Source organism: Herbaspirillum sp. 1130 (assembly GCF_017833835.1).
GTDB classification, from domain to species: domain Bacteria; phylum Pseudomonadota; class Gammaproteobacteria; order Burkholderiales; family Burkholderiaceae_D; genus Herbaspirillum; species Herbaspirillum huttiense.
Genome location: NZ_JAFICQ010000002.1, coordinates 217655 through 242694, shown reverse-complemented (window position 1 = coordinate 242694; position 25040 = coordinate 217655). Strand labels below are relative to the sequence as shown.

Sequence of the window (25040 nt, the reverse complement as noted above, 5' to 3'; positions counted from 1 at the left end):
CCAACAAAAACGCCCGGCATGAAGCCGGGCGTTTTCGTCGGATCTGGCAGCGATCAGTGACGGAAGTGACGCGTCCCGGTCAGCAGCATCACGACATCGCGCTCATTGGCCGCATCGATGACTTCCTGGTCGCGCATGGAGCCACCCGGATGGATGACGCAGGTGGCACCGGCATCGACCACCACATCCAGGCCATCGCGGAACGGGAAGAAGGCATCCGACGCCACGGCCGAACCGGCCAGGGTCAGGCCGGCATTCTGCGCCTTGATGGAGGCGATGCGGGCGGAATCGATACGGCTCATCTGGCCGGCACCGACGCCCAAGGTCATGCCATTGCCGCAGAAGACGATGGCATTGGACTTGACGAACTTGGCCACGCGCCAGGCGAACATCAGATCCTGCAATTGCTGCTGGGTCGGCTGCTTCTTGCTGACCACCTTTACATCGGCCAGCAGCACGTTCTTGGCGTCCGGCGACTGCACCAGCAGGCCACCGCCGACACGCTTGAAGTCGTAGCCATTCAGACCGGTGCCCAGCGGGATTTCCAGCAGGCGCACGTTCTGCTTGGCAGCGAAGATCTGCTTGGCTTCAGCGCTGAAGGACGGAGCGATCAGCACTTCCAGGAATTGCTTGGCCACAGCTTCGGCCGCTGCGGCGTCCACTTCGCGGTTGAAGGCGATGATGCCGCCGAAGGCCGAGGTCGGGTCGGTCTGCAGGGCCTTGCTGTAGGCTTCCAGCGGGTGGGCACCGATGGCCACGCCGCAGGGGTTGGCGTGCTTGATGATGACGCAGGCTGCTTCCGTGGCCGGGTCGAAGCTCTTGACGCATTCCCAGGCAGCATCGGCATCGGCGATGTTGTTGAAGGACAGTTCCTTGCCTTGCAGCTGGGTGTAGTTGGCCAGGGCGCCATCGACCTTCTTGATGTCGCGGTAGAAGGCAGCGCTCTGGTGCGGGTTCTCGCCGTAGCGCATGTCCTGGACCTTCTCGAAATGAAGGTTCAGGGTCGCGGGGTAGGCGCTGCGGGTGCTGTGCTGCTTGTCTTCACCCAGGGCGGTGAAGTAATTGGTGATGGCGCCATCGTATTGCGCGGTATGGGCGAAGACCTTCTTGGCCAGCGCGAAGCGCTTTTCGTAGGGCAGGTCGCCACCGGACTTCAGCTCGGCCAGCACGCCTTCATAATCGGTGGGATCGCAGATGACGATCACGTCCTTGTGGTTCTTGGCCGAGGAACGCAGCATGGCCGGGCCGCCGATGTCGATGTTTTCGATCGCGTCTTCCAGCGAGCATTCATCCTTGGCCACGGTCTGCTGGAACGGGTACAGGTTCACCACCACCATGTCGATGGTGGGGATGCCGTGCTGTTCCAGCGCAGCGACGTGCTCGGGGAAATCGCGACGGGCCAGGATGCCGCCATGGACCTTGGGATGCAGCGTCTTCACGCGGCCATCCAGCATTTCCGGGAAACCGGTGTAGTCGGCCACTTCGGTGACCGGCACGCCATTGTCGGCCAGCAGCTTGGCGGTGCCACCGGTGGACAGGATGTTGACGCCCATGGCGGACAGTGCGCGCGCGAAGTCGAGCACGCCTGCCTTGTCGGATACGGAAATGAGTGCTTGTTTGATCATGGTAGGCAAGACTGGTAAGGAAAAGGAAACCTGAAAAACCGTGGAAGGAAGCTGCACCCGCGCACCCTCCCGGCGCCCGCCCTGGCGCGCCGGCAAGGCCGCTGGCGGCTACAGCAGGCCGTGCTGCTGCAGCTTCTTGCGCAGCGTGTTGCGGTTGATGCCGAGGATCTCGGCGGCCTGGGACTGGTTGCCCTCGGCGCGCGCCATCACGGTCTCGAAGACCGGTTTTTCGACCGTGGCCAGCACCATGTCGTAGACATTGGTCGGTAGCTGTTCACCCAGATCCCGGAAATATTTTTCCAGGCTCTTCTTGACGACATCCTCAATACTTTCTTTGCTCATTGCTCTGCTGCTTCTGTTCTTGTCGGTGTCACCCCGCAAACCTGAATGCGCCGTTTTCCCGCGGGCGCGATGGTGCGTGGCGATGCCGTGTTGTTGATCAATTGCGCCGCTGTTGCTGCTTGCGCGAGCGCATCCGATACCCTTGTTGTCCTGTCGTGCTGTCCTGCCGTCCTGCGGTGTTGCTTCAGGCGGCCAGGGCTACCTCGTCGGCCAGTCCGTATTGCAGGCGATCGCCATGCACGGCCTGCTCGGCAAAGAACTGCCGCACCGCCTGCAACTGCTGGCCGCAGTCTTCGATGCGGTTCATGCTGCGGCGGAAGGTCTCGCCGCCCGGCAGGTCGCGCACATACCAGCCGATATGCTTGCGTGCCGTGCGCACGCCCAGGTAGTCGCCATAAAAAGCGTAATGGGCTTGCAGGTGCTCATCCATGAGGTGCGCCACCTCGGTCACCAGCGGTGCCGGCAGGTGCTCGCCGGTGCGCAGGAAGTGATCGATCTCGCGGAAGATCCAGGGCCGTCCCTGGGCGGCACGACCGACCATGACGGCGTCGGCCCCGGTCAGGCGCAGGACTTCGCGCGCCTTCTCGGGCGTGGTGATGTCGCCATTGGCCACCACCGGGATCTTCACGGCGGCCTTCACGGTCGCGATGGTCTCGTACTCGGCTTCACCGCTGTAACCGTCGGCGCGGGTGCGGCCGTGCAGGGTCAGCATGGCGATACCGGCGGCCTCGGCCCGGGCGGCAATCTTGAGGGCGTTCTTGTTGGCGCGGTTCCAGCCGGTGCGGAATTTCAGGGTCACCGGCACATCCACCGCCGAGACCACCGCGTCCAGGATGCGCGCCACCAGTTCCTCGTCCTGCAGCAGGGCCGAACCGCACCAGCTGTTGCAGACCTTCTTGACCGGGCAGCCCATGTTGATGTCGATGATCTGCGCCCCGCGCTCGACGTTGTACTTCGCGCAATCGGCCAGCATGACGGGATCGGCCCCGGCGATCTGCACCGCCTTGGGTTCCATCTCGCCATCGTGGTTGATGCGGCGCGAGGTCTTCTCGCTCTGCCACAGGCGCGGATCGGACGCGGCCATTTCCGAGACGGCATAGCCCGCCCCCAGCTGCTTGCACAGCTGGCGGAACGGACGGTCGGTCACACCCGCCATGGGGGCGACGAACACGTTGTTGCGCAGGGAATAGGGCCCAATGTTCACGACGTGGATAGGGGGAGATACGGGGAAGGGCGCTATTTTAGCGCGATTGCCTGCCTCGCCCAACAAGAATCGGGCGCGGTTACATCTTTGGGGCTGATTATTTATTGGGCAGCGGAGATTGTTGAAGAAATGCCAATATCAAATATCACTGCACAGGAAAAACGGCAGGCCAAATGCCTTCCTGCCACCCTGCTGATTACCTCAAGGCAATGAATGATCAGCGATCCACCTCATCCAGCGTCTCCCGCTGGAGATGCCCGATCTCGCCCCAGGAGCGGATGTGGGCACGTTCGCCATCCCAGTGCAGTCGATTGACGCTGGCGTTGAAGATGTCAAAGCTGCGTGGCTGGGCGAAGGAAGTCTGGCTGGCCCAGTGATGCACGCACTCCAGCACGCCGCCATGGGTGACGATGGCCACCTTGCGATAGCGGCCCGAAGCCAGCACGCGCTGCACGGCCGCCACCGAACGTTCATAGAATTCGCGCATGGTCTCGGCGATGCGCTCGCCGGCGGGATAGCGGAAGTCCGGCTCGCGCGCCTTCCACTGGCGATACGCCTCCGGATAGCGCGCTTCGATCTCGGTATGGCGCAAGCCCTCGAAGCCGCCGTAGCAGCGCTCGCGCAAACCCGCATCGATCTGCACCGTCAATCCCGCTGGCCCGGCCACGGCCTGCGCCGTATCGCGCGCACGCTGCAGGTCGCTGGCGAAGACGGCATCGATGCCCTCCCCCGCCAGCGCCTCGCCCAGCGCCAGGACCTGGCGCTGGCCGGCTTCATTCAAGCCGATGTCGATATGCCCTTGCAGGCGCTTGTCCACGTTCCAGTCGGTTTCGCCGTGGCGGATCAGCAGGATGTCGGTCATGCAGTGCAGTCAGGTCAGCTACGCGGTACCGCGTTGGGGTTGAGGGTGTAGAGGCCGGTGAGGGACGCCTGATCCAGCACATGGTCGCGCAGCGCAGTGACCACCACCGAACCTTCCAGGTTGCCGGCCACGGGCAGCTGTTCCACGTCCAGCGCGTACAGCGTGAAGATGTAGCGGTGCACCAGCGCATCGTTCCACGGCGGGCAGGGGCCGTCATAGCCGAAGTAGTCGCCGCGCATGTCGCCGTCGCCGGCGAACCAGCCGGTGTAATCGTTGATGCCTTGGCGCGCGCCCGGCATCACATCGCCCAGCACCGCCGGTCCCGGCTTGCCGCGCGCGGTCACCCCGTTGCTGAACTGGCCGGCCTTGATTTCGCTCACGCCCGCCGGAATGTCCACCAGCGTCCAGTGATAGAAATCCACACGCGGCAGCTCCAGCGGCACGGTCTTGCCTTCCTGGTTCACATCATCGCCGCGCGAAGGCACGTCGGGATCATGCACCACCAGTGCCAGCGACTTGGTGCCGGCCGGCAGATCGCTCCAGGCGAAGTGCGGATTGCGATTGGCAGAAAGGGCCACGTGCGTCTTGGGATCCATCACCGCAAAGGCGAATTCGCCCGGGATGGTGGCACCGTCCTTGAAAGAATCGCTCCAGAATTTCATATCACCTCCTAAAAGTAAGGCCACATGCAACACGCATTACGAATCCATTTGGGGACGCGCCGCCCGGCTTCAATGCCGGGCTCGGTTTTATTCAGTAACGTTCATATCGGCAACCGGTGCCTTGGGCTTGACCTGCAGCCAGAAGGTCACCGGACCGTCGTTGGTGAGCGACACCTTCATATCGGCTCCGAAGCGCCCTGTCCCCACCCTTTCCTCGCCATGGCGCGCACGCGCCTGGGCCACGAAGTGGTCGAACAGTTGACGTCCCAGTTCCGGTGCCGCCGCCGGGGTGAAGGACGGGCGCGTGCCTGAATTGGTATCGGCCGCCAGCGTGAATTGCGGGATCAGCAGCAAGCCGCCTTGCACGTCGGCAACGCTGCGGTTCATCTTGCCGGCCTCGTCGCTGAAGACGCGATAGGCCAGCAGCTTCTTCAGGAGGGCATCGGCTTCGGCCGGGGTGTCATGGCGCTCGGCGCAGACCAGCACCATGAGCCCGGTGCCGATGCTGCCCAGCGTCTGGCCATCCACCACCACCGAGGCCTGGCTGGCCCGCTGCAAGAGGGCGATCATGCGCGTTCCAGCTTACGCCAGGGTGACGCGGGCAAACTTGCGCTTGCCCACTTGCACCACGCACTGGCCGGCCTCGACCTTCAGGCCCTTGTCGCTGATGACGGTGCCGTCGATGCGCACACCGCCCTGCTCCACCATGCGCAGCGCTTCCGAAGTGGAGGCGCACAGGTTGGCTTGCTTCAACAGCTGGCCGATGCCCAGCGGCGCGCCCGACAGCGAGACTTCCGGGATATCGTCCGGGATGCCGCCCTTGGAGCGGTTCACGAAGTCGGCCAGCGCATCTTCCGCGGCCTGCTGCGAGTGGAAGCGGGCGACGATTTCCTGAGCCAGCGCCACCTTGATGTCGCGCGGGTTCTTGCCGGCCTCGACCTCGGCCTTGTAGCCAGCGATCTCGGCCATCGAACGGAATGACAGCAGGTCGTAGTAGCGCCACATCATCACGTCGGAAATGCTCATCACTTTGGCGAACATGGTGTTGGCCGGCTCGGTGATGCCGATGTAATTGCCCTTGGACTTGGACATCTTTTCCACGCCGTCCAGGCCTTCCAGCAGCGGCATGGTCAGGATGCACTGCGGCTCCTGGCCGAAATCCTTCTGCAGTTCGCGGCCCACCAGCAGGTTGAATTTCTGGTCGGTGCCGCCCAGCTCCAGGTCCGACTTCAGGGCCACCGAGTCATAACCCTGCATCAACGGGTAGAGGAATTCATGCACCGAAATCGGCGTGCCTTCCTTGAAGCGCTTGGTGAAGTCATCGCGCTCCATCATGCGCGCCACCGTGTAGCGCGAGGCCAGCTGGATCATGCCGCGGCTGCCCAGGGCATCGCACCATTCGGAGTTGTAGCGGATCTCGGTCTTGCTTGGGTCCAGCACCAGGCTGGCCTGGGCGAAATAGGTCTTGGCGTTGATCTCGATCTGCTCGCGCGACAGCGGCGGGCGCGTCGCATTGCGGCCGGACGGGTCGCCGATCATGGAGGTGAAATCGCCGATCAGGAAGATCACCTGATGGCCCAGGTTCTGCAGCTGGCGCATCTTGTTCAGGACCACGGTGTGGCCCAGGTGCAGGTCGGGCGCGGTCGGGTCCAGGCCCAGCTTGATGCGCAGCGGCTGGCCGCTTTGCTCGGCGCGCGCCAGCTTCTGCGCGAATTCGCTTTCGATGAGCAGCTCATCGATGCCGCGCTTGGTGATGGCCAGCGCTTCCTGCACCTGGTCGGTGAGGGGCAGGCGGGAAGGAGCTGCTTGGGCAGCGGCGGCGGAGGTGGACTGGTCGGCGTTCATCGATATAACTAAAAAATTGGCTTTTGTAGGACAGGACCGCTAAATCGTGTTGCTATAATTCCGACTTTCGTTTTTTCTGCCCAGCGCCAGGACGCGGCCTCAGAAGCTCAGCAGCAGGAAAACGTTCTCGACCCGTAGGCGATGTTACGCGGGCGCAACACGGCGGGGGGACAGGAAACGCCGCATTGCAGCCATCACCCGCCATCCGCCACGGAAACGTCAGATTTTAACGTATTCGGTTTGCATGTTCCCACAAGATAAACTCAAGCACGTCTCGTCCCTGTGCTTCTCCGCGTTGCAGTCCTGCCACCACAAAGTCGCCGCTTCCTCGCCCAAGACCCGCATCATCGGCGCCAGCGCCCTGTTCCTGGCCGCCTTCACCATCGGTGCCGCCGGCTTCGCCCCGGCCGAGCCTGACCTGCGCGATGCCCCGGTGAACCCGATTTCCAAGGAGCTGGCCCTGCCCGACCTGCAACAGCAGATCAGTGCACTGGAAGAGCGTTCGCAGTATTACGTCAACGAAGAGAAGGTCCGCAGCGGCGACACCCTGGCCACCCTGCTCAACCGCCTCGGTGTGGATGACGATGAGGCCACCGCCTTCATCAAGTCCGATACCCTGGCGCGCACCGTGATGCAGTTGCGCGCCGGCAAGCGCGTCGTGGCCCAGACCGATGACAACGGCGAGCTCATCAAGCTCTCCGCCACCCTCGACGACGGCAGCGACACGCCCAAGAACCTGGTGATCGCGCGCCATGACGGCAAGCTCACCGCCGAAGCCCAGCCCGCCGTGCTGGAGCGCCGCGTGGAAATGCGCGCCGGCACCATCTTCTCCTCGCTCTTCGCCGCCACCGACAACGCGCAGATCCCCGATGCGGTCGCCATGCAGCTGGTGGACATGTTCGCCACCAACATCAACTTCGCCTCCGACCTGCGCCGTGGCGACCGTTTCAACGTGGTCTACGAGACCTTCTATCAGAATGGCGACCTGGTGCGCACCGGCCGCGTGCTGGCCGGTGAATTCGACAATGCCGGCAACCGCTACCAGGCTGTCTGGTTCAGCGACCCGGCCAGCAAGACCGGCGGTGGCGGCTATTACGCCTTCGATGGCAAGTCGCTCAAGAAGGCGTTCCTGAAGTCGCCCCTGGCCTTCACCCGTATCTCTTCCGGTTTCTCGATGCGCCTGCACCCGATCCTGGGTCAGTGGAAGCAGCATACCGGCGTGGACTTCGCCGCACCGACCGGCACGCCCATCCATGCAGCCGCCGATGGCGTAGTCGATTTCGTGGGCCAGCAGAATGGCTACGGCAACATCGTCGTCATCAAGCACTGGAGCGGCTACTCCACCGCCTACGGCCACATGAGCCGCTTCGCGCCCAACATCAAGAAGGGCATGAAGGTCAGCCAGAATGACGTGATCGGTTTCGTCGGCATGACCGGCTGGGCCACCGGCCCGCACCTGCACTACGAGTTCCGCGTCAACAACCAGCCGCGCAATCCGCTGTCGGTGGAGGTGCCCAACAACCAGGCCCTGACCGGCCCGCAGTTGCAGCGCTTCCGCACCGTGGCCGCCGACATGCAGCATCGCATGGCCATGCTGCGCGTGCCGGGTGCGCCCGATGTGAAGCTGGCGGCAGCCAAGTAAGAGACGGCTGTCCGAACTCCCCGACCAGGGCGGCGCTGTAGAATCAGCGGCCGCCCTTTTCTTTTTACGACCTGCCTGCCATGAACGATTCTCCCTTTTTGACCATCGGCCTGATGTCCGGCACCAGTCTTGACGGCGTCGACGGCGTCCTGGCCGCCTTCGATGGCCAGACGATCACCGCCACGCTGGCGGCGGCTTACGTGCCCTTCCCCGCCCATCTGCGCGCGGACCTGATGGCCCTGCAGGCCGCCGGACACAACGAGATCGAACGCGAAGCCCTGGCCGCCAATGCGCTGGCCGTGCATTACGCCGACTGTGTGGCGCAACTGCTGCTGCAGGCTGGCAAGACGGCGGCCGACGTGCGCCTGGTGGGCGTGCATGGACAGACCATCCGCCATCGCCCCGAACTCGGCTTCACGCGTCAGACCAATAACCCGGCACTGCTGGCCGAACTGTGCAACATCGATGTAGTCGCCGACTTCCGCAGCCGCGACGTCGCCGCCGGCGGCCAGGGCGCACCGCTGGTGCCGGCCTTCCATCGCGCCATCTTCGGCGATGCGGCGCAGTCGCGGGTGGTGGTCAATATCGGCGGCATCGCCAACATCAGCATCCTGCCGGCGGGGGAAGACGGCGCTTACGGCTTCGATACCGGCCCCGGCAATGCGCTCATGGATGGCTGGATTCATCTGCACCAGCAGCGCGCCTATGATGCCAACGGCGACTGGGGAGCATCGGGACAAGTGCATGCGGGACTGCTGGCGCAATTGCGCGATGAGCCCTTCTTCCGCTTGCCGCCGCCCAAGAGTTCGGGACGCGACCTGTTCCATCTCGACTGGCTGCAGGCGGCCCTGCTGCGCACGGGCGCTGCAATCGCCCCGGAAGATGTGCAGGCCACGTTGACGCTGCTCACGGCCAGTACCATTGCCGAAGCCATCGTCGCGCACGCACCCACGGCGCAGCAGGTCTATGTATGCGGAGGCGGCGCCGAGAATGCCTTCCTGATGCGGCTGTTGCAGCAGCAACTGGACGGCCGCGCAACCGTGCAGTCGACGGCCGCTCTGGGCGTGTCTCCGCAGCATGTGGAGGCGCTGGCCTTTGCCTGGCTGGCGCGGCGCTTTGATCTGCGGCTGCCGGGCAACCTGCCGGCGGTGACCGGGGCACGCGGCTCGCGGGTGCTCGGCGCGTTGTACCCGGCCTGAGGTCCGATCGCTGAAACGAGAAAGCCGTCCGGTGCATGGCACGGACGGCTTTCTCTTTAGCGCTTCATGATGTTTGGCGCCTGTTTCAATACCGAACGGGTCGGTATCAAAATGAATTCAACAATCAGTAATATCAGTAATGGCGCTTGATGACGCTTGATTACTCTTGCTGACGGCGATCAATAACGGCTGATGCGGCCGTTATCCAGTCGCACACGATCCCCCACGCGGAAATCGGTATTGTCTTCCTGCGCGAAGGTCTGCAAGGAGCCATCGCTCATGCGTACGCGGATGTTGTAAACCTGGCGGCCGGCAGAGTTATTGCGCTCGACCTGGTTACCGGCATAGGCACCACCGGCGGCACCCGCGACGGTCGCCAGCACGCGGCCGGTGCCGCCACCGACGGCATTGCCCAGCAGGCCACCGGCCACGCCACCCACCACCGCACCGGCCACGCCGCTGCTTTCCTTGTGGGTCACTTCAATGGCTTCCACCACGCCGGTACCGGAATAGGACGCCACGCGTTCATAGTTCTGCGAGGTCGGTGCCGCGCCATAAGGGGCTTGCTGCGGACTCGCGCAGCCGATCAGCAGACCGGCGAAACTGGCGCTGATCACGGCCAGCGAGATGTAGTGATGACGGACGGACATGGTGTTCTCCTCTGCACGAATGCACGAATGCGATGGACGATGTTCGCAGTGTGCCGCGCAGCCTGCGTGCGCGGCATCGGAGAAGCCCGGCAATGCTTGTCGGAGAAATGAGGACGTCGCCGTCAGCAGACAGTCTCAGTTGAGCCAGCCGCGCCGACGGAAATACCAGAACGGCGCGATGGCCGACCCGACCATCATCAGGATGGCCAGCGGATAACCCACCACCCAATCCAGTTCCGGCATGACCTTGAAGTTCATGCCGTAGATGCTGGCGATCAGCGTCGGCGGCAGGAAAGCGACGGAGGCCACCGAGAAGATCTTGATGATCTTGTTCTGGTTGATGTTGATGAAGCCAACGGTGGCATCCATCAGGAAGTTGATCTTGTCGAAGAGGAAGGCGGTGTGGCCATCCAGGGATTCGATGTCGCGCAGGATCTGGCGCGCATCCTCGAACTGCTCCGAACTGAGCAGACGTCCGCGCATCAGGAAGCTGACCGCGCGGCGCGTATCCATCATGTTGCGGCGGATGCGGCCGTTCAAGTCTTCTTCGTGGGCGATGGTGTTGAGCACTTCGGCGGCGGCCTGGTCGGAGAGGCTTTTCTTGAGCACGCTGGTGCTCACCGCTTCGAGCTTCTGGTAGATGCCTTCGAGGGCATCGGCCGAATATTCGGCATCGGTCTCGTAGAGGTCCAGCAGCACGTCGCGGTAGTCGCCGATGGAACCGGGCCGCGAGCGCGCGCGCATGCGCACCAGCCGGAACACCGGCAGGTCTTCCGCATGCACCGAGAACAGGATGTTGCGTGCCAGGATGAAGGCCACCGTCATGGTGGAGGAAGAATCGTCGTCGCCTTCGAAGAGGAAGTCGGTGCGCAGGTGCAGGTCGCCGTTCTCGGCTTCGAAGTAACGGGCCGAGGCTTCGATGTCGCTGAATTCGTCCTCGTCGGGCAGGGTCACGCCGTAGATGCTCTTGACCCAGGCGCGCTCTTCGTCATTCGGTTCGGTCAGGTCCACCCAGACCGGCGCGGCCTGTTCGAGGTCGGTGCGGCTGTCGATGTTGACCTGGCTCAGCCGTCCGTTTTGCAACACGAATACATTGATCATGGGTTCTCGCTCGGTGGAACGCGGGGGGAAGAGTCCCGGGTGAAATGCGGCAGCCCGTGGCGACAGGCGCGAAACGTGCGCAAGTGTACGTTCAAGCCCCGTGCCAGGCAAGCGCCAATCCAGCGCTGGCGGAACGGCTGTGGTGAGCGTGACGCGCTGTCATACGGCGGTCATCTGGCTGCGGCAGCAGCGCAGGATTACTTGTGCGCCGGCGGCAGCGTGGCCGCGTTCATGCGGCGCAGGATCAGGCTGGTGCGCGCGGCCAGGTAGCCCGAGCCACGATTGCGGTCGTAATAGCGCGGACGTGGCAGCATCACCGCCAGCCGTGCTGCCTGTTCGGCGCCGAGATTGGCGGCCGTGGTGCGGTAGTAATGCTGGGCTGCGGCCTCGGCACCGAAGACGCCGTTGCCCCACTCCACCACGTTGAGGTAGAGCTCGAAGATGCGCTGCTTGTCGAGCAGGAATTCCAGCATGTAGGTGATGATGAATTCCTGGCCCTTGCGCAGATAGCTGCGCTCGCCCGAGAGGAACAGGTTCTTGGCCAGCTGCTGGGTGATGGTGGAACCGCCGGCAACGACCTTGCCCTTCTTCTCGTTCTTTTCGTAGGCCTTCTGCAAGGCCTCCCAGTCGACGCCGTCATGCTCGGAGAAGTTGGAATCTTCCGAGGCGATGATGGCGCGTTTGAGATTGTTGGAGATGCGAGCGTAAGGCACCCAGCGGAATTGCAGCTGGGCATTCGGGTCCTTCTCGCGCAGGATCGACAACTGCTGGCGCATGAAACTGGTGGACTCCGGATTGTGATCCTTCCACCACCAGATCTGGACGAAGAAGTACAGCTGCAGCAGCACTACCAGGGTGATGGGCAGGACGATGATCCAGAAGAGCAGCTTGCGTAGCGATTTCATGAGCCGGTTGTTGTTCTGTTGCCGTGTTCTGTCGATCGGGGAAATTCCGTCATGGCGCGATCCTGCAAAGATGCACTCATGCACTCATACAGTCCTGCACTCCTGCAGTCCTCTGCATCTGTGGAGGACTGCCTTGCCTTGTTGCCTGTTGCCTTGTTGCCTATCGCTTATTGCGACAACTGCTGGCGCAGGCTGGCAAACACCTCGGCGGTGGCGGGCCGCACGCCGCGCCACAGCTGGAAGGCTTCGGCGGCCTGCTCGACCAGCATGCCCAGGCCATCGCGCACGCTGGCCCCGTGTTGCTGGGCGCTCTGCATGAAGACCGTGGGCTGGCGGCCATACATCATGTCGTAGGCCAGGGTCTCGCTGCCATACACCGATACCGGCAGCGGCGGCAGATCGTCCGACAGGCTGGCCGAGGTGGCGTTGATGATGACATCGAACACGCCCTCCAGTCCGGCATAGGCCGCGCTGCGTACCAGGCCGAATTCCCGGAACTGGCGCGCCAGTTCATCGGCCTTGGCTTGCGTGCGGTTGACGATCACCAGTTCGGCCGGCTGCTGTTGCAGCAGCGGCAGCAGCGCGCCACGCGAGGCACCGCCGGCGCCCAGCAACAGCACGCGACGGCCTGCCAGCGCCTGGCCGGCATTGACCATGATGTCGGTCACCAGGCCGGCACCATCCGTGTTGTCGCCGAGGATGCGGCCGCCTTCGAACTTGAGCGTATTGACCGCTCCGGCCAGACGCGCGCGTTCGGTCAGCTGATCGGCCAGCGCGTGCGCTTCCAGCTTGAAGGGAACGGTGACGTTGGCACCGCGTCCGCCGCGCCGCTGGAATACCTGCACTGCCGCCTTGAAACCGCGCAGCGGCACCAGCAGACGGTCGTAGTGCAGTGACTGGCCGGTCTGGGCGGCGAACTGCGCATGGATCTCGGGCGACTTGCTGTGGGCAATCGGATTGCCGATGACGACGTATTCATCCATGGTGGTTTGCCTGCTCCCTCGTTATATGTTCTGACTGCTCTTTGCTGTTCTTGTGTCGGACCGCTGCGCCGCTGGCGATATCAGCCGGCCCCCAGTTCTGCCTGCACGCCCTGGTCACGGGTGAAACGGAAGGTCACGATGACTTCCCACACATCATCCTTACCGCTGGTGCGCATGTTCTCCGGAAAACGGCCGAACGGCACCGAGCGCCGCACGATGGCCACCGCCGCCTGGTCCAGCGCGGCATTGCCGGAACTGGTGCGCACCACCACGCCGCCATCGCGCTCGTAGATGCTGCCGTCCTGGAATACCGGAATCACCACCAGCAGTTCACCGTAGAGCTTCTTGCCGTCGCGGGTCGGGAAGTTCAGGGTGCCGACCTTTTCTATCTTGTCCTGCAGCGCCTTGAAGTACTGGGCATAACCGACTTCGCGGGTGCTTGGCGTGATCTGGGTCTTCTTGGGGCGCTTGTTGTATTGCGCGATGTCCTTGGCCAGTTCGGCTTCCATGCGCGCCATGGCCTTGGCGGTTTCGGTCAGGTCGCGCGCGTTGGGCTGCGGCGTCTCGGTCGGTTTCTGCTGCTCGGCGCTGGCCACGTGCTGGCGCGCCTCCTGCAACTGCGCCAGCATCTTGCGCTGCTGCTGTTCCAGTTCAGCCACCTTGCGCTGCGCGGCCTTGACGCTGTCACCGCTCTCCACGTGCTGCATGTCCGGCAGCGGCGATCGGGCGCGGCCGTCGTCGGCATTGCCGCCGCCATCCAGGTTGGCCTGCGCCAGCGCCTGGGCGTTGACCGGCTTCTTGTCATGCTTGGCGTTGACCAGGATGACTTCCAGTTCCGGATCGGACGGCTTGAAGCGGAAGGCGTCGGGCGCGGCGAAGTGCACGGCCAGCAGCAGGCCATGCACCAGCAGCGAGATTCCGAGCGCGACGCTCAGCAGACGATGTTGGGCAAACAGATTCACAGCAGACGGGGAGCAACGACGATATTCACAGCGCCAATTCTACGCCAGCACCGCGTCATTGCGCGGCTTGGGCCGACGGGTTTTCGTCGGCATCGGCGGCGTGGGGATGTGGCTCTTCCTGTGCATTTTCCTGTACGGAATCCTGTGCATCGTTCTGTACATTGTTCTGTACCGAATTTTGCTCGGCAGCGGCTTCCTCGCCCTGTTCTTCGCTGCCCATGGAGGCCATGCCTTCGAGCAACTCGTCATCGTCTTCACCGAGGTCGCTGGCCAGCGCCTGGGCCGCAGCGGCCGGCACTTCCAGCAGGCGCGCCTCCACGGTCAGGTCGACCTCGTCCCAGCGCAGCAGGTCCAGCTTGACCTGCAGGCCGCGCGCCAGTTGCGGCAGGCCCGGCATGCGCAGCACCAGCGGGATCTCGACCAGGCGCAGGATTTCATCCTTGAGCACCACCGCTTCCACGGTACGGGCGTTTTCCTGCGCCAGCCAGCGCAGGCACCAGTAGCGTTCCATGGTCGACTGGAAATCGGCATAGCCGGAGTAAGCCGCATCGAAGCCCGAGACGATGGCGAAGAGATCGGCATCGCGCGGCTTGAAGGGCGCCACCAGCGGCGCGGTCACGCCGTGCTCGATGCAGGCCAGGATCTGCCACTGGTTGACCAGGTCGGTGTAGCGGCGCAGCGGCGAGGTGCTCCAGGCATATTGATCCACGCCCAGGCCCTGGTGAGGCGCGGCGTGAGTGACCATGCGCACCTGCATCTTGGCGGCCCAGCCGCCGGCCCCGCCGCCTTGCGCGCGGTAGATGCCCGGCACGCCGTGATCGGCCATGAGCTTGCCCCAGGTGCTGTTGGCGAAGATCATCAGCTCGGCCACGATCTTGTCCAGCGGCGCGCCACGGCGGCGGCGCACGATGCTCACCACATCGTTCTCGACGTAGAAGTTGAAGTCGACGCGATTGTTCTGTTCCGGACGCAGGCCGAAGCTCTCGCGCTTGGCCATGCGGCCCTGTTCCAGCAATTGCACCCACTGCCACAGGAGCGCGATCTCTTCCTTGTGCGGATACTCGCCGCGATTCTCGGCCAGCGCTTCCTCGGTGACCAGCTCGTCGAGGTCGTTGTGGCGCAGGTTGGCGGCGATCGGCACCAGCTCGGCGCGGGTCTCGGTGCCCAGCACTTCCCAGTTGGCCGCATCCAGCGTGGCGTACAGCGACAGCGCAGGACGGGCAGCGCCGGCATCCAGCGTATAGGTGGCCACCAGGTCGTCTGGCAGCATGGTGATCTTTTCGCCCGGCATGTAGACGGTGGACATGCGCGCACGCGCAATCGCATCGATCGCATCGCCGCGCTTGATGGCCAGGCCCGGTGCGGCGATGTGGATGCCCACGCGCAGCTTGCCGTCCGGCAGGCGGGTGACCGACAGGGCATCATCGATCTCGGTGGTGGTCACGTCATCGATGGAGAAAGCCTGTACATCGGCCAGCGGCAGGTCGGTAGCCGCCGGCGGGATATCGATGGTCGGGAAACCGGTGCCGCGCGGGAAGAATTCGTAGAGGAAACGCGCGTAATGCAGATCCTTGGGCGAGGCCACGCCACCGGCAGCCAGCATCAGGCGCTGCGGGGTGGTCTGCATTTCCTTGGCGGCGGCATCCAGGGCCTTGAATTCGATGCCGTTCTTGTCCGGCTTGAAGAGCAGTTGCAGGGCGATGGGGCGGAAGGCTTCCGGCAGTTTGTGGGCCTTGAGTTCTTCCACATACACCGCCTGTGCGGCCAGTTGCTGCTTCTTCTTTTCCAGCCCGGCCAGGGCCGCCTGCAGCGAGGCTTGCGGTGCCGCCTTGTAGCGGCCACGGCCCTTCTTGTAGAAATAGATCGGTGCGCGATGCAGGCACAGCAGCAGGCCGGCCGCTTCCGGCGGCAGCGGGGCATGCCCGAAATACTCGGCGGCCAGGTCGGTGAAGCCGAATTCTTCTTCGCCAGCCACTTCCCACAGAAAATCCAGGTCGACTTCATCAGCGATGGCCTGGGCCTGTTGCATCAGCTCCTGCGGCGCGGGGGCAGCGAATTGCAGCAGCGCATCGCGCGACTTCACCTTGGCGCGCTTGCCGGAGGCCATCTCGACCTGGTAGGACTCGCCCTGCTGGGTCATGATGGAGCCGGCCTTGAAATCGCCGGATTCTTCGAACAATAAATTCATCTGCTTCTATCGCTTTTCAATCGGTACGTGGGCCGGCAGCGGACGCATCAGCGCCTCCAGTGCCGGCAGGAAAACATCGGTGACCATCAGCACGCCGCCGCGCCGGGTAAACAGGGAGCGGCGCGCCAGCAAACTGGTCGGCAATTCGGACTCGGGCAAGGCCTGCGCGATGCGGTGCATCAGCGGGTGGCCGGCGGACAGCCGAGCATACTGGATGGGGCTGCGCCCGACCAGCGGATCAAAGAACAAGTTGGCCCCCAGGGGCGTGCTGCCAAGCTTGCTGAAAAAGGGCCAGTCGGACTTGACCGAGCTGGTCGACAGCACCGTATGGCCAAACACCACAGGCTGCCCGTCGCCCAGCAGGATGACATCGCGCTCCACCACCCGGCTACGGGGCGATATGCACAAGGCTTCATGCTCATCGGCCAGGATGCGGCCCGGGCGCTGGCGCAGCAGGCGCACACTGAAGCTTTCGGTCCGTTTCTTCAATTTCAGGGTCATGGAACCGGGGTCGGCCAGCCAGGCGCGGGTGCGCCGCACCAGGTCGCCATCGGCCGCCAGCAGCGCCGCCAATGCCTGCGGATGCGCCATCCAGCGCGCCTTGCGGACGGCATGGGGCATCAGCGCACCGCCTTGCCGGGCAGGTCCACGCCGCAGAAGGCCAGCACCTCGTCCAGATGGTCGGCAAACTCGGCCATGCCATGGTCGCTGCCCTCGATGACGGTCTGGCGCGCGCCGGGGTAATGGGCCACCATCTCGCGCCAGTCCAGCACTTCGTCGCCGGTGGCCGCCAGCAGGAAATAGCGCTCCGGCCGCGTAATCGCCGGCACCGACAGGGCCAGCAGCTCGGCGATGTACTCGCGCTTGAATTCGAAGGGTTCGTCGGAGTGGTATTGCGTGGTCACGCCGACATAGGATTCCAGGTCACGCGGCGGCTTGACCGCCGGGTTGACCAGCACCGCCCGGCAGCCGGTGTGTTCGGCCAGCCAGGTGGCGTAGTAGCCGCCCAGCGACGAGCCGACCACGGTCAGCTGCGCCGGGTACACACCCGCCACCAGCGCACCGGCCAGAGCGATGGCCCCGGCCGGCGAGGCCGGCAGTTGCGGGCAGACGTACTGGTCCTGCAGGCCGAGCGCGGCCATGCGCTGTCCCATCACGCGCGCCTTGAAGGACTGCGGCGAGGAACGAAAGCCGTGCAGGTACAGGATCATGCCAGCGCGTCCAGCAGCTTCTGGTGTACGCCGCCGAAGCCGCCATTGCTCATCACCAGCACATGGTCGCCGGGCTGCGCGGCGGCCTTGACGGCTTGCACCAGCGCATCGAGGTCGTGGAAGGCAGCGGCCTTCTGGCCCAGCGGGGCCAGCGCCTCGGCCAGGTCCCAGCCCAGTGCATCACGCCCGGACTGGGCGCCAAAACCGAAGACCAGATCCGCTTCGGTGAGGCTGCCCGGCAGGGCTTCTTTCATCGTGCCCAGCTTCATGGTGTTGGAACGCGGCTCCAGCACCGCGAGGATGCGCGCGGCACCGACCTTCTTGCGCAGGCCGGCCACGGTGGTGGCGATGGCGGTCGGGTGATGGGCGAAATCGTCATAGACGGCCACGCCATTGGCGCTGCCGCGCAGCTCCATGCGCCGCTTCACGCTCTGGAAAGCGCCCAATGCCTCGATGGCCTGGGCCGCCGGCACGCCCACGTGGCGGGCGGCGGCAATCGCGGCCAGGGCGTTCATGCGGTTATGTTCACCGGTCAGCGACCAGTCCACCGTGCCTTGCGACTGGCCCTCAAAGAAGACCTCGAAACGGCCATCCTCATGGGTCTGCAGCGACCAGCCGGGCTGGCCGGCGGCTACGCCAAAATCTTCACGTTCGCTCCAGCAGCCGCGCGCCAGCACGCGTTGCAATGCGGCTTCACGGCCATTGACGATGACCCGGCCGATGCCGGGCACGGTGCGCACCAGATGGTGGAATTGCGTCTCGATGGCCCCCAGATCGGGGAAGATATCGGCGTGATCGTACTCAAGATTGTTCAGCACGGCGGTACGGCTGCGGTAGTGCACGAACTTGCTGCGCTTGTCGAAGAAGGCGGTGTCGTACTCGTCGGCCTCGATGACGAAGAAGGGCGACGGCCCCCCCTGGCCGTCACTGCCCAGGCGTGCCGAGATGCCGAAGTTCATCGGCACCCCGCCGATCAGGAAGCCCGGCTGGTAGCCCGCGTGTTCCAGCACCCAGGCCAGCATGGCTGAGGTGGTGGTCTTGCCATGCGTACCGGCCACCGACAGGACCCACTTGTCCTGCAGGATGTTCTCGCCCATCCATTGCGGGCCGGAGACATAGGGCAGGCCACGGTTGAGGATCTCTTCCATCAACGGGTTGCCGCGCGAGACCACGTTGCCGATGACGAACAGGTCCGGCTTGATCTCCACCTGGGACGGCTCGAAACCCTGGGTCAGGGTGATGCCCTGGGCTTCCAGCTGGGTGCTCATGGGGGGATAGACATTGGCGTCGCAACCGGTCACGGTATGGCCAGCCTCTTTGGCCAGCACGGCCAGGCCGCCCATGAAGGTGCCGCAGATGCCGAGGATGTGTATATGCATAGCGAATCTTGGGGTGTAATCCCGCGATTTTACCTGAGCCGGCGGCTGCACCTGCTAACGAGTATGATGTCGCCCATGTCTGAATTTGAATTCACCTCCCCCACCGAGCAGCTGCGTGCAGAAATCGCTGCCGCCGCCGCCCGCATGATCGCCGAAGATGGCGCCGACTACGGCAGCGCCAAGCGCAAGGCGGCCAAACAGATCCTGGGCAACCAGAAGGTGCGCGGCGAGATCATGCCGGATAACGAGCAGATCGAAGAAGAAGTCCGCATCTACAACGAACTCTTCTTTGCCGATACCCAGCCGGCGCGCCTCTTGCACCTGCGCCAGGTGGCCTTGCAGCTGATGCAGGACCTGCAGCAGTTCAATCCTTATATTACTGGTGCGGTGTGGAATGGCACGGCAGGTGAACATTCGGACATCCACCTGCAGCTGTTCTCCCCCAGCGCCAAGGATGTCGAGATTTTCCTTCTGAACAAGAATGTGAACTTCGAGGTCGGGGAGACCAGCCACTTCCGCACCGGCCACGCGGTGGAAACCCTGAGCTTCCTGCTGCCCCAGCGCGGTGCCGACCCCGAACTGGCCCATCTGGCCCTGTATGACGAAGACGACCTGCGCGGCAGCCTGCGTGCCGCCCCCGGCAAGCGCCCCGAGCGCGGCGATGCGGCCGCGCTGGCAGCGCTCATCGATGCCCCCTCCGAGGACTGATTCATGACGAAGCTGAAAAATGTGATCCTGTTGGCCGTGGTTGCGGTCGTTTGCGTGGGTGTTGGCGTCTATGCCAGCCATCGCGCCAACCCGCCCGCCTCCCCCGAGACCCAGGCGCTCAACAAGCTGCTGTCGCAATCGATGCCGGATGCCAGCGGCCAGACGCAGTCCTTGGCGCAATACAAGGGCAAACCCCTGGTCCTGAACTTCTGGGCCACCTGGTGCGGCCCTTGCGTGGAAGAAATGCCCGAGCTGACGGCCTTGCAGCAGGAGATCGCGCCGGTGCAAATCCTCGGAATTGGCGTCGATAGTCAGGAAAATATCGCCAAGTTTGCGCAAAAGTACCAAATCCGCTATCCTCTCTTCGTTGCCGGAACCGGCGCCACCGATTTGCTGCGGCAATTCGGCAATCAGGCGGGCGGTCTTCCGTTCACCGCTCTGGTGGGCAAGGACGGCAACGTCAAGAAGGTCTACCTGGGCCGCATCAAGTTCGATGAACTGCGCGCCGACCTGTCACAGCTCTGAATCGCAGAGTCACTTGCAGGGCCACCTCGGCGGCCCGCAAACGCAAATCCGTGAAAAGAAAGTTTTTCTTGCCAAATGATGGCATTTGACGGCAAAATGCGCGCATCGTCGTCAAACGGAGCTTAATCTCCATGGCAAAACAGCTTCTCCTGCTCAATGGACCGAACCTCAATCTGCTCGGAACCCGGGAGCCGGAAGTCTACGGATCCACCACGCTGGCCGATATCGAACAGCGTGCACAAGAACAGGCCCGCGCCGCCGGCGCGACCCTGGCCACCTTCCAGAGCAACCACGAAGGTGCGCTGATCGACCGCATCCACCAGGCGCGCCTGGAGAGGGTCGATGGCATCATCATCAACCCGGGTGGATTGACCCATACCAGCGTGGCCCTGCGCGATGCGCTGGCCGGGGTGGCGATTCCCTTCGTGGAATTGCATATCTCCAATGTGCACCAGCGCGAGGAGTTCCGGCATTTTTCCTATCTGTCCGGCATCGCCCGGGCAGTCCTGTGCGGCTTCGGGGTCGATGGCTATCGTATGGCCGTTGATTTCTGGCTGCGTCAATCCTGAGGGCGGACACGCCGCTTCGAACGGATCGCTTCACGTACTGCAAGACCCAGACTGAACCCGCCGGGCGCCACAGAGCGCCGGCGTTTCGTTTAACACTACTCATCTACATTCCGAGGGATTCAAATGGATTTACGAAAACTCAAGACGCTGATCGACCTGGTTGCTGAATCGGCCATCGAAGAGCTGGAAGTCACCGAAGGCGAAAGCAAGGTCCGCATCGTCAAGTCGTCCCCGAATGCCCAGAACCAGGTCGTGATGGTGCCGCAACAGCAAGCCTACGCTCCCGCCGCTGCCCCCGTGGCCGCGGCCGCCCCGGCTGCTGCTGCTCCCGCTGCCGCACCGGCGGCGCCGGCCGTGCCGGAAGGCTATATCGTCAAGTCGCCCATGGTCGGTACCTTCTACCGTTCCTCGGCACCGGGCGCACCGGCCTTCGTCGAAGTGGGCAAGGAAGTCAAGGAAGGCGATACCCTGTGCATCATCGAAGCCATGAAGCTGCTCAACGAAATCGACGCCGACAAGGGTGGCGTGGTCAAGCAGATCCTGGTGGAAAACGGCCAGGCCGTCGAGTTCGGCCAACCGCTGTTCGTGCTGGGCTGATTCCCGCCGCAGCAGTCCCTGGCCTGGCAGCAACGGCCGCCGCGCGGCACATGCCGGCTGCCGCGGCCCGGCTCCGGAACCTATAACGCTTGAACCTGGCGACGCCTCATTCCTGTTATGTTTGAAAAAATCCTCATCGCCAACCGTGGCGAAATTGCCCTGCGTATCCAGCGCGCCTGCCGCGAACTGGGTATCAAGACCGTGGTCGTGCACTCCGAGGCCGACCGCGAGGCCAAGTACGTGAAGCTGGCCGATGAGTCGGTCTGCATTGGCCCGGCCCCGTCGGCCCTGTCCTACCTGAACATGCCGGCCATCATCAGCGCCGCTGAAGTGACGGACGCCCAGGCGATCCACCCCGGCTACGGCTTCCTCTCGGAAAACGCCGATTTCGCCGAGCGCGTGGAACAGTCCGGCTTCGTCTTCATCGGCCCGCGCGCGGAAAACATCCGCATGATGGGTGACAAGGTCTCGGCCAAGCAGGCCATGATCCGTGCCGGCGTGCCCTGCGTGCCGGGTTCGGAAGGCGCGTTGCCGGACAACCCCAAGGAAATCGTCCAGATCGCCCGCAAGATCGGCTATCCGGTCATCATCAAGGCGGCCGGCGGCGGTGGTGGCCGTGGCATGCGCGTGGTGCATACCGAAGCCGCGCTGATCAATGCCGTGACCATGACCAAGACCGAAGCCGGTGCCGCCTTCGGCAATCCGGAAGTCTATATGGAGAAGTATCTGGAAAATCCGCGCCACGTGGAAATCCAGATCCTGGCCGACGAGCACAAGCAAGCCATCTGGCTGGGCGAGCGCGACTGCTCCATGCAGCGCCGCCACCAGAAGGTGATCGAGGAAGCGCCAGCACCGGGCATCCCGCGCAAGATCATCGAGAAGATCGGCGAACGCTGCGCCGAAGCCTGCCGCAAGATGAACTATCGTGGTGCCGGTACCTTCGAGTTCCTGTACGAAAATGAAGAGTTCTACTTCATCGAGATGAACACCCGCGTGCAGGTGGAACACCCGGTGACCGAAATGATTACCGGTGTGGACATCGTGCAGGAACAGATCCGCATCGCCGCCGGCGAAAAGCTGCGTTACCGCCAGCGCGACATCGAACTGAAGGGTCACGCCATCGAGTGCCGCATCAACGCCGAGGATCCGTTCAAGTTCATCCCCTCGCCGGGCCGTATCACGGCGTGGCACGTGCCGGGTGGTCCTGGCATCCGGGTTGATTCGCATGCCTACTCGGGTTACTTCGTGCCGCCCAACTATGATTCCATGGTCGGCAAGGTGATTTCCTATGGTGCGACCCGCGAACAGGCCATCCGCCGCATGCAGATCGCCCTGTCGGAGATGGTGGTGGAAGGCATTTCGACCAATATCCCGCTGCACCGCGAGCTGATGGTGGATGCGCGTTTCTTCGAAGGCGGAACCAATATCCATTATCTGGAACATAAGTTGTCGGAACGACCGACAGCGCCGGAAGCGGACAAGTCCCTCAAGAAGTAAATCGCAGTTCAGCAGCAAAAGCAGCAACAACAGTAATAACAGTAACGACAGCAAAGGCAGGCAAGCATGGCTTGGGTAGAAATCGTCATCGAAGTGGCGCGCGAACAGGCGGAGGCATTGTCCGACGCCCTGATGGACTCTGGCGCCCTCTCGGTGTCGGTGGAAGATGCCGATGAAGGGACGGACGCCGAGCGTCCGCTCTTCGGCGAACCCGGCATGGAGCCGGAAGAAGCTGCCTGGGACCGCAGCCGTGTGGTGGCGCTGGCCGGCAAGGATGCCGACCACGCGACCATCGTCATGGATGCCGCCAAGGCCATCGGCCTGGACTATGCCCTGCCCTTTGCCACGCGCAATGTGGAAGAGCAGGACTGGGTGCGCCTGACGCAATCCCAGTTCGAGCCTATCCACATTGGCCAGCGTATCTGGGTCGTGCCCAGCTGGCACGAGGCACCGGCCGATCCGGACGCCCTGGTGCTGGAACTGGACCCGGGCCTGGCCTTCGGCACCGGCAGCCATCCGACCACCCGGCTGTGCATGGAGTGGCTGGAAGCCAATGCCACCCAGGCCCAAACCCTGCTGGACTACGGCTGCGGCTCGGGCATCCTGGCCCTGGTGGCCGCCAAGATCGGCGTGCCGCAGGTGATCGGGGTGGACATCGATCCGCAGGCGCTGGAGTCAGCCCAGCACAATACCGAACGCAACCACTGCAGCGCGACTTACTACCTGCCGGAACCCTTCGCTGCAGCCCACCCGGAAGGTGAGCGCTTCGACGTGGTGGTGGCCAACATCCTGGCTGGCCCCCTGCAACTGATGGCCCCCATGCTGGCCGGCCGCGTGCGCGCCGGCGGTTCGCTGGTGCTCTCGGGCGTGCTGGATCGCCAGGCGCAAGAAGTCATCAACGCCTACGCGCCCTGGATCGCCCTGTCCGTCTGGGCCGAACATGAAGGCTGGGTGGCCCTGGCAGGCCGCCTGCCGGAGTAATCCATGGCGTTGGCGACCCAGTGTCCGCACTGCCTGACCATCTTCAGGGTCGCCAGCGACCAGCTCAAACTGCGCGGCGGACTGGTCCGCTGCGGCAATTGCCGCCAGGTCTTCAACGGTAACGAATTCCTGGTCGAGGCCAGCGTGGCCGACGGCCACTACCAGCCGGCACCAGGCAGCAAAGCCCAGGCCGGGATGGCGACACCGGTGTTTGCGCCGGCAGCTTCGTCCTCCTCCGTCCCGACGCCCCCCGCTAACAGCCCCTATGAACGAACTGGCGCGCCGCTGACCGCGCAACAGCCTCCCTTCGTTCCCCCTGCGCAAACGCCCGTCCCCGAGGTGAACGTTCCTGCGCCGCAGCCAATGTCGGCAGCCGAGCCCGTCCAGGCTGCTGCGCCGGCTCCCTTGCCTGCCGCCATCCCGGTCATTGCCGAGCCCAAGGTGTTCCGCTCGCCAACCAGTCCGGGCTACCTCCCGGATCTTGGTGCGAGCTTCAAACCCGCTGTGCCTGTGGACAAGACAAGTCCCGAGGATCAAGCCAGCAGCCCGATGCCGCCGCAAGAGGATGGCCCCGACAGCGGAGCGCTGCTGCGCCGCTCCTCGGCCGAGTCCGACGAGATTGCCGCGCCGCCCGAGGTGGCCGCCGTCTTCCGTATCGACGACGAGCCGGTGTTGCATGATGTGGCCGATGCCAAGGACGGCTTCCCCGGCGATGGAGAAAAATCCGACGCACAAGAAGCGGAAGCGGAAGACGACGAGCCCGCCGACGAACCCGGCTTCGTCAAGCGTGCCGAGCGCCGCGCGCGCATCAGCCAGGCCATGAAGATGGTGATGATGGTGCTGGCCGGCGTGATGGTGCCGGTACTGCTGCTGCAATCGCTCTACTACTGGCGCAATCCGCTGGCCGCCTCCGTGCCGCAGCTGCGCCCCATGCTCAACGGCATGTGCGTGGCTTTCCATTGCACCGTGGGCCTGCCCACCGAGATCGAGCGCCTCTCGCTGGAATCCAACGAACTGCAGGTGGTGCCACCCAACCAGAACGTGTATGCGCTCTCGCTGGTGATGCGCAATCGCGGCACCAGCGCCCAGGCTTGGCCGCATATTGAACTTACGCTCAACAATGACGACGAGAAGGCGGTGGTGCGGCGCGTCTTCCGCCCGCGCGATTATCTGGCCGACCCGGCGCAGGTCGACCGTGGCATCGGGCCCGAGAGCGAGCAGCAGATCAAGCTCAACTTCGAGCTCAAGGATGCGCTGGTCTCGGGTTATCGGATCTATCTCTTCTATCCCTGACCCGGACTCATCCCGGCTGATCGTCACCGATCATCACTGCCCGGCCTGAACTCGAAACGACTTGCGTCAGGTTCGGACTGCACGCCGCTTTTCTTCTACAATGCGGCATC

Annotated in this window: 25 protein-coding genes; 9 read left to right on the top strand and 16 right to left on the bottom strand. The window is 63.9% G+C overall.

Going from position 1 to position 25040, the window contains the following annotated elements; translation table 11 throughout:
- Positions 1 to 53: 53 nt before the first annotated feature.
- The 7 genes from purH to tyrS all read right to left on the bottom strand — a co-directional run bounded on the left by purH (position 54) and on the right by tyrS (position 6540).
- On the bottom strand, positions 54 to 1625 hold the full coding sequence (purH, locus tag JOD78_RS09890) for a bifunctional phosphoribosylaminoimidazolecarboxamide formyltransferase/IMP cyclohydrolase (protein WP_034341574.1): 1572 nt from the start codon (positions 1623 to 1625) through the stop codon (positions 54 to 56).
- A 108-nt stretch (positions 1626 to 1733) separates the two neighbouring features.
- Positions 1734 to 1967 (bottom strand): Fis family transcriptional regulator, encoded by a 234-nt coding sequence (locus tag JOD78_RS09885; protein ID WP_006463627.1) that lies wholly within the window; start codon positions 1965 to 1967, stop codon positions 1734 to 1736.
- A gap of 184 nt (positions 1968 to 2151) precedes the next feature.
- Positions 2152 to 3171, bottom strand: coding sequence for a tRNA dihydrouridine synthase DusB (dusB, locus tag JOD78_RS09880; RefSeq protein WP_204726164.1), 1020 nt, complete (start codon positions 3169 to 3171; stop codon positions 2152 to 2154).
- Between the two features lie 217 nt (positions 3172 to 3388).
- On the bottom strand, positions 3389 to 4033 hold the full coding sequence (locus JOD78_RS09875) for a histidine phosphatase family protein (RefSeq protein ID WP_121042637.1): 645 nt from the start codon (positions 4031 to 4033) through the stop codon (positions 3389 to 3391).
- Positions 4034 to 4047: 14 nt separating this feature from the next.
- Positions 4048 to 4695: a YbhB/YbcL family Raf kinase inhibitor-like protein gene (locus tag JOD78_RS09870; RefSeq protein ID WP_209568185.1), complete on the bottom strand. Its 648-nt coding sequence runs from the start codon at positions 4693 to 4695 to the stop codon at positions 4048 to 4050.
- Between the two features lie 87 nt (positions 4696 to 4782).
- Entirely contained in the window at positions 4783 to 5265 is a 483-nt protein-coding gene (gene dtd, locus JOD78_RS09865; RefSeq protein WP_134135656.1) for a D-aminoacyl-tRNA deacylase, read from the bottom strand.
- A 12-nt stretch (positions 5266 to 5277) separates the two neighbouring features.
- Entirely contained in the window at positions 5278 to 6540 is a 1263-nt protein-coding gene (tyrS, locus tag JOD78_RS09860) for a tyrosine--tRNA ligase (RefSeq protein WP_121042632.1), read from the bottom strand.
- A gap of 244 nt (positions 6541 to 6784) precedes the next feature.
- Between tyrS and JOD78_RS09855 the strand changes: the two genes are divergently transcribed.
- The gene (locus tag JOD78_RS09855) at positions 6785 to 8182 is read left to right on the top strand and encodes a M23 family metallopeptidase (protein WP_034341584.1); all 1398 of its coding nucleotides are present in this window, start codon (positions 6785 to 6787) and stop codon (positions 8180 to 8182) included.
- Between the two features lie 80 nt (positions 8183 to 8262).
- Positions 8263 to 9381 carry an anhydro-N-acetylmuramic acid kinase gene (locus tag JOD78_RS09850; protein ID WP_209568188.1) on the top strand — a complete coding sequence of 373 codons (1119 nt, stop codon included), beginning with the start codon at positions 8263 to 8265 and terminating at the stop codon, positions 9379 to 9381.
- A gap of 179 nt (positions 9382 to 9560) precedes the next feature.
- Here JOD78_RS09850 and JOD78_RS09845 read toward each other — a convergent pair whose 3' ends face one another.
- The 9 genes from JOD78_RS09845 to mpl all read right to left on the bottom strand — a co-directional run bounded on the left by JOD78_RS09845 (position 9561) and on the right by mpl (position 18760).
- On the bottom strand, positions 9561 to 10031 hold the full coding sequence (locus JOD78_RS09845; RefSeq protein ID WP_034341587.1) for a glycine zipper 2TM domain-containing protein: 471 nt from the start codon (positions 10029 to 10031) through the stop codon (positions 9561 to 9563).
- A 135-nt stretch (positions 10032 to 10166) separates the two neighbouring features.
- Entirely contained in the window at positions 10167 to 11132 is a 966-nt protein-coding gene (gene corA, locus JOD78_RS09840; RefSeq protein WP_039789235.1) for a magnesium/cobalt transporter CorA, read from the bottom strand.
- A gap of 197 nt (positions 11133 to 11329) precedes the next feature.
- Complete coding sequence (gene mtgA / locus JOD78_RS09835; RefSeq protein ID WP_209568190.1) at positions 11330 to 12037, bottom strand: monofunctional biosynthetic peptidoglycan transglycosylase; 708 nt, start codon at positions 12035 to 12037, stop codon at positions 11330 to 11332.
- A gap of 167 nt (positions 12038 to 12204) precedes the next feature.
- On the bottom strand, positions 12205 to 13020 hold the full coding sequence (gene aroE, locus JOD78_RS09830; protein WP_204726167.1) for a shikimate dehydrogenase: 816 nt from the start codon (positions 13018 to 13020) through the stop codon (positions 12205 to 12207).
- 80 nt (positions 13021 to 13100) lie between these two features.
- Complete coding sequence (locus tag JOD78_RS09825) at positions 13101 to 13982, bottom strand: TonB C-terminal domain-containing protein (protein ID WP_121042622.1); 882 nt, start codon at positions 13980 to 13982, stop codon at positions 13101 to 13103.
- 55 nt (positions 13983 to 14037) lie between these two features.
- Entirely contained in the window at positions 14038 to 16170 is a 2133-nt protein-coding gene (locus JOD78_RS09820) for an RNB domain-containing ribonuclease (RefSeq protein ID WP_209568192.1), read from the bottom strand.
- A 6-nt stretch (positions 16171 to 16176) separates the two neighbouring features.
- Complete coding sequence (locus tag JOD78_RS09815) at positions 16177 to 16791, bottom strand: chorismate lyase (protein ID WP_121042618.1); 615 nt, start codon at positions 16789 to 16791, stop codon at positions 16177 to 16179.
- Positions 16791 to 17381, bottom strand: a complete 591-nt coding sequence (locus JOD78_RS09810; RefSeq protein ID WP_204726168.1) for a YqiA/YcfP family alpha/beta fold hydrolase — start codon at positions 17379 to 17381, stop codon at positions 16791 to 16793. The genes JOD78_RS09815 and JOD78_RS09810 overlap by 1 nt, the downstream gene beginning before the upstream one ends.
- Positions 17378 to 18760 carry a UDP-N-acetylmuramate:L-alanyl-gamma-D-glutamyl-meso-diaminopimelate ligase gene (gene mpl / locus JOD78_RS09805; protein ID WP_121042614.1) on the bottom strand — a complete coding sequence of 461 codons (1383 nt, stop codon included), beginning with the start codon at positions 18758 to 18760 and terminating at the stop codon, positions 17378 to 17380. Before mpl ends, JOD78_RS09810 begins: the two co-directional genes overlap by 4 nt.
- A 66-nt stretch (positions 18761 to 18826) precedes the next feature.
- Here mpl and JOD78_RS09800 point away from each other — a divergent pair, with 66 nt between their 5' ends.
- From JOD78_RS09800 to JOD78_RS09770, 7 genes are all read left to right on the top strand, one after another.
- Positions 18827 to 19468 (top strand): hypothetical protein, encoded by a 642-nt coding sequence (locus JOD78_RS09800; protein ID WP_121043074.1) that lies wholly within the window; start codon positions 18827 to 18829, stop codon positions 19466 to 19468.
- 3 nt (positions 19469 to 19471) lie between these two features.
- Complete coding sequence (locus tag JOD78_RS09795; protein ID WP_121042612.1) at positions 19472 to 19993, top strand: TlpA disulfide reductase family protein; 522 nt, start codon at positions 19472 to 19474, stop codon at positions 19991 to 19993.
- A 131-nt stretch (positions 19994 to 20124) separates the two neighbouring features.
- Positions 20125 to 20562: a type II 3-dehydroquinate dehydratase gene (aroQ, locus tag JOD78_RS09790; RefSeq protein WP_121042610.1), complete on the top strand. Its 438-nt coding sequence runs from the start codon at positions 20125 to 20127 to the stop codon at positions 20560 to 20562.
- Between the two features lie 123 nt (positions 20563 to 20685).
- Complete coding sequence (gene accB / locus JOD78_RS09785; protein WP_121042608.1) at positions 20686 to 21159, top strand: acetyl-CoA carboxylase biotin carboxyl carrier protein; 474 nt, start codon at positions 20686 to 20688, stop codon at positions 21157 to 21159.
- A 117-nt stretch (positions 21160 to 21276) separates the two neighbouring features.
- Complete coding sequence (gene accC / locus JOD78_RS09780) at positions 21277 to 22656, top strand: acetyl-CoA carboxylase biotin carboxylase subunit (RefSeq protein WP_034333769.1); 1380 nt, start codon at positions 21277 to 21279, stop codon at positions 22654 to 22656.
- Positions 22657 to 22722: 66 nt separating this feature from the next.
- Positions 22723 to 23637 (top strand): 50S ribosomal protein L11 methyltransferase, encoded by a 915-nt coding sequence (gene prmA / locus JOD78_RS09775; protein WP_209568193.1) that lies wholly within the window; start codon positions 22723 to 22725, stop codon positions 23635 to 23637.
- Positions 23638 to 23640: 3 nt separating this feature from the next.
- The gene (locus JOD78_RS09770) at positions 23641 to 24930 is read left to right on the top strand and encodes a DUF3426 domain-containing protein (protein WP_209568196.1); all 1290 of its coding nucleotides are present in this window, start codon (positions 23641 to 23643) and stop codon (positions 24928 to 24930) included.
- The last annotated feature ends 110 nt before the right edge of the window (positions 24931 to 25040 follow it).

Bases quoted from the DNA above. Each gene is read 5' to 3' on its own strand.
- purH (WP_034341574.1), bottom strand. From the start codon at position 1,625: ATGATCAAACAAGCACTCATTTCCGTATCCGACAAGGCAGGCGTGCTC.
- JOD78_RS09885 (WP_006463627.1), bottom strand. From the start codon at position 1,967: ATGAGCAAAGAAAGTATTGAGGATGTCGTCAAGAAGAGCCTGGAAAAA.
- JOD78_RS09875 (WP_121042637.1), bottom strand. From the start codon at position 4,033: ATGACCGACATCCTGCTGATCCGCCACGGCGAAACCGACTGGAACGTG.
- JOD78_RS09870 (WP_209568185.1), bottom strand. From the start codon at position 4,695: ATGAAATTCTGGAGCGATTCTTTCAAGGACGGTGCCACCATCCCGGGC.
- dtd (WP_134135656.1), bottom strand. From the start codon at position 5,265: ATGATCGCCCTCTTGCAGCGGGCCAGCCAGGCCTCGGTGGTGGTGGAT.
- tyrS (WP_121042632.1), bottom strand. From the start codon at position 6,540: ATGAACGCCGACCAGTCCACCTCCGCCGCCGCTGCCCAAGCAGCTCCT.
- JOD78_RS09855 (WP_034341584.1), top strand. From the start codon at position 6,785: ATGTTCCCACAAGATAAACTCAAGCACGTCTCGTCCCTGTGCTTCTCC.
- JOD78_RS09850 (WP_209568188.1), top strand. From the start codon at position 8,263: ATGAACGATTCTCCCTTTTTGACCATCGGCCTGATGTCCGGCACCAGT.
- JOD78_RS09845 (WP_034341587.1), bottom strand. From the start codon at position 10,031: ATGTCCGTCCGTCATCACTACATCTCGCTGGCCGTGATCAGCGCCAGT.
- corA (WP_039789235.1), bottom strand. From the start codon at position 11,132: ATGATCAATGTATTCGTGTTGCAAAACGGACGGCTGAGCCAGGTCAAC.
- mtgA (WP_209568190.1), bottom strand. From the start codon at position 12,037: ATGAAATCGCTACGCAAGCTGCTCTTCTGGATCATCGTCCTGCCCATC.
- aroE (WP_204726167.1), bottom strand. From the start codon at position 13,020: ATGGATGAATACGTCGTCATCGGCAATCCGATTGCCCACAGCAAGTCG.
- JOD78_RS09820 (WP_209568192.1), bottom strand. From the start codon at position 16,170: ATGAATTTATTGTTCGAAGAATCCGGCGATTTCAAGGCCGGCTCCATC.
- JOD78_RS09815 (WP_121042618.1), bottom strand. From the start codon at position 16,791: ATGCCCCATGCCGTCCGCAAGGCGCGCTGGATGGCGCATCCGCAGGCA.
- JOD78_RS09810 (WP_204726168.1), bottom strand. From the start codon at position 17,381: ATGATCCTGTACCTGCACGGCTTTCGTTCCTCGCCGCAGTCCTTCAAG.
- mpl (WP_121042614.1), bottom strand. From the start codon at position 18,760: ATGCATATACACATCCTCGGCATCTGCGGCACCTTCATGGGCGGCCTG.
- JOD78_RS09800 (WP_121043074.1), top strand. From the start codon at position 18,827: ATGTCGCCCATGTCTGAATTTGAATTCACCTCCCCCACCGAGCAGCTG.
- JOD78_RS09795 (WP_121042612.1), top strand. From the start codon at position 19,472: ATGACGAAGCTGAAAAATGTGATCCTGTTGGCCGTGGTTGCGGTCGTT.
- aroQ (WP_121042610.1), top strand. From the start codon at position 20,125: ATGGCAAAACAGCTTCTCCTGCTCAATGGACCGAACCTCAATCTGCTC.
- accB (WP_121042608.1), top strand. From the start codon at position 20,686: ATGGATTTACGAAAACTCAAGACGCTGATCGACCTGGTTGCTGAATCG.
- accC (WP_034333769.1), top strand. From the start codon at position 21,277: ATGTTTGAAAAAATCCTCATCGCCAACCGTGGCGAAATTGCCCTGCGT.
- prmA (WP_209568193.1), top strand. From the start codon at position 22,723: ATGGCTTGGGTAGAAATCGTCATCGAAGTGGCGCGCGAACAGGCGGAG.
- JOD78_RS09770 (WP_209568196.1), top strand. From the start codon at position 23,641: ATGGCGTTGGCGACCCAGTGTCCGCACTGCCTGACCATCTTCAGGGTC.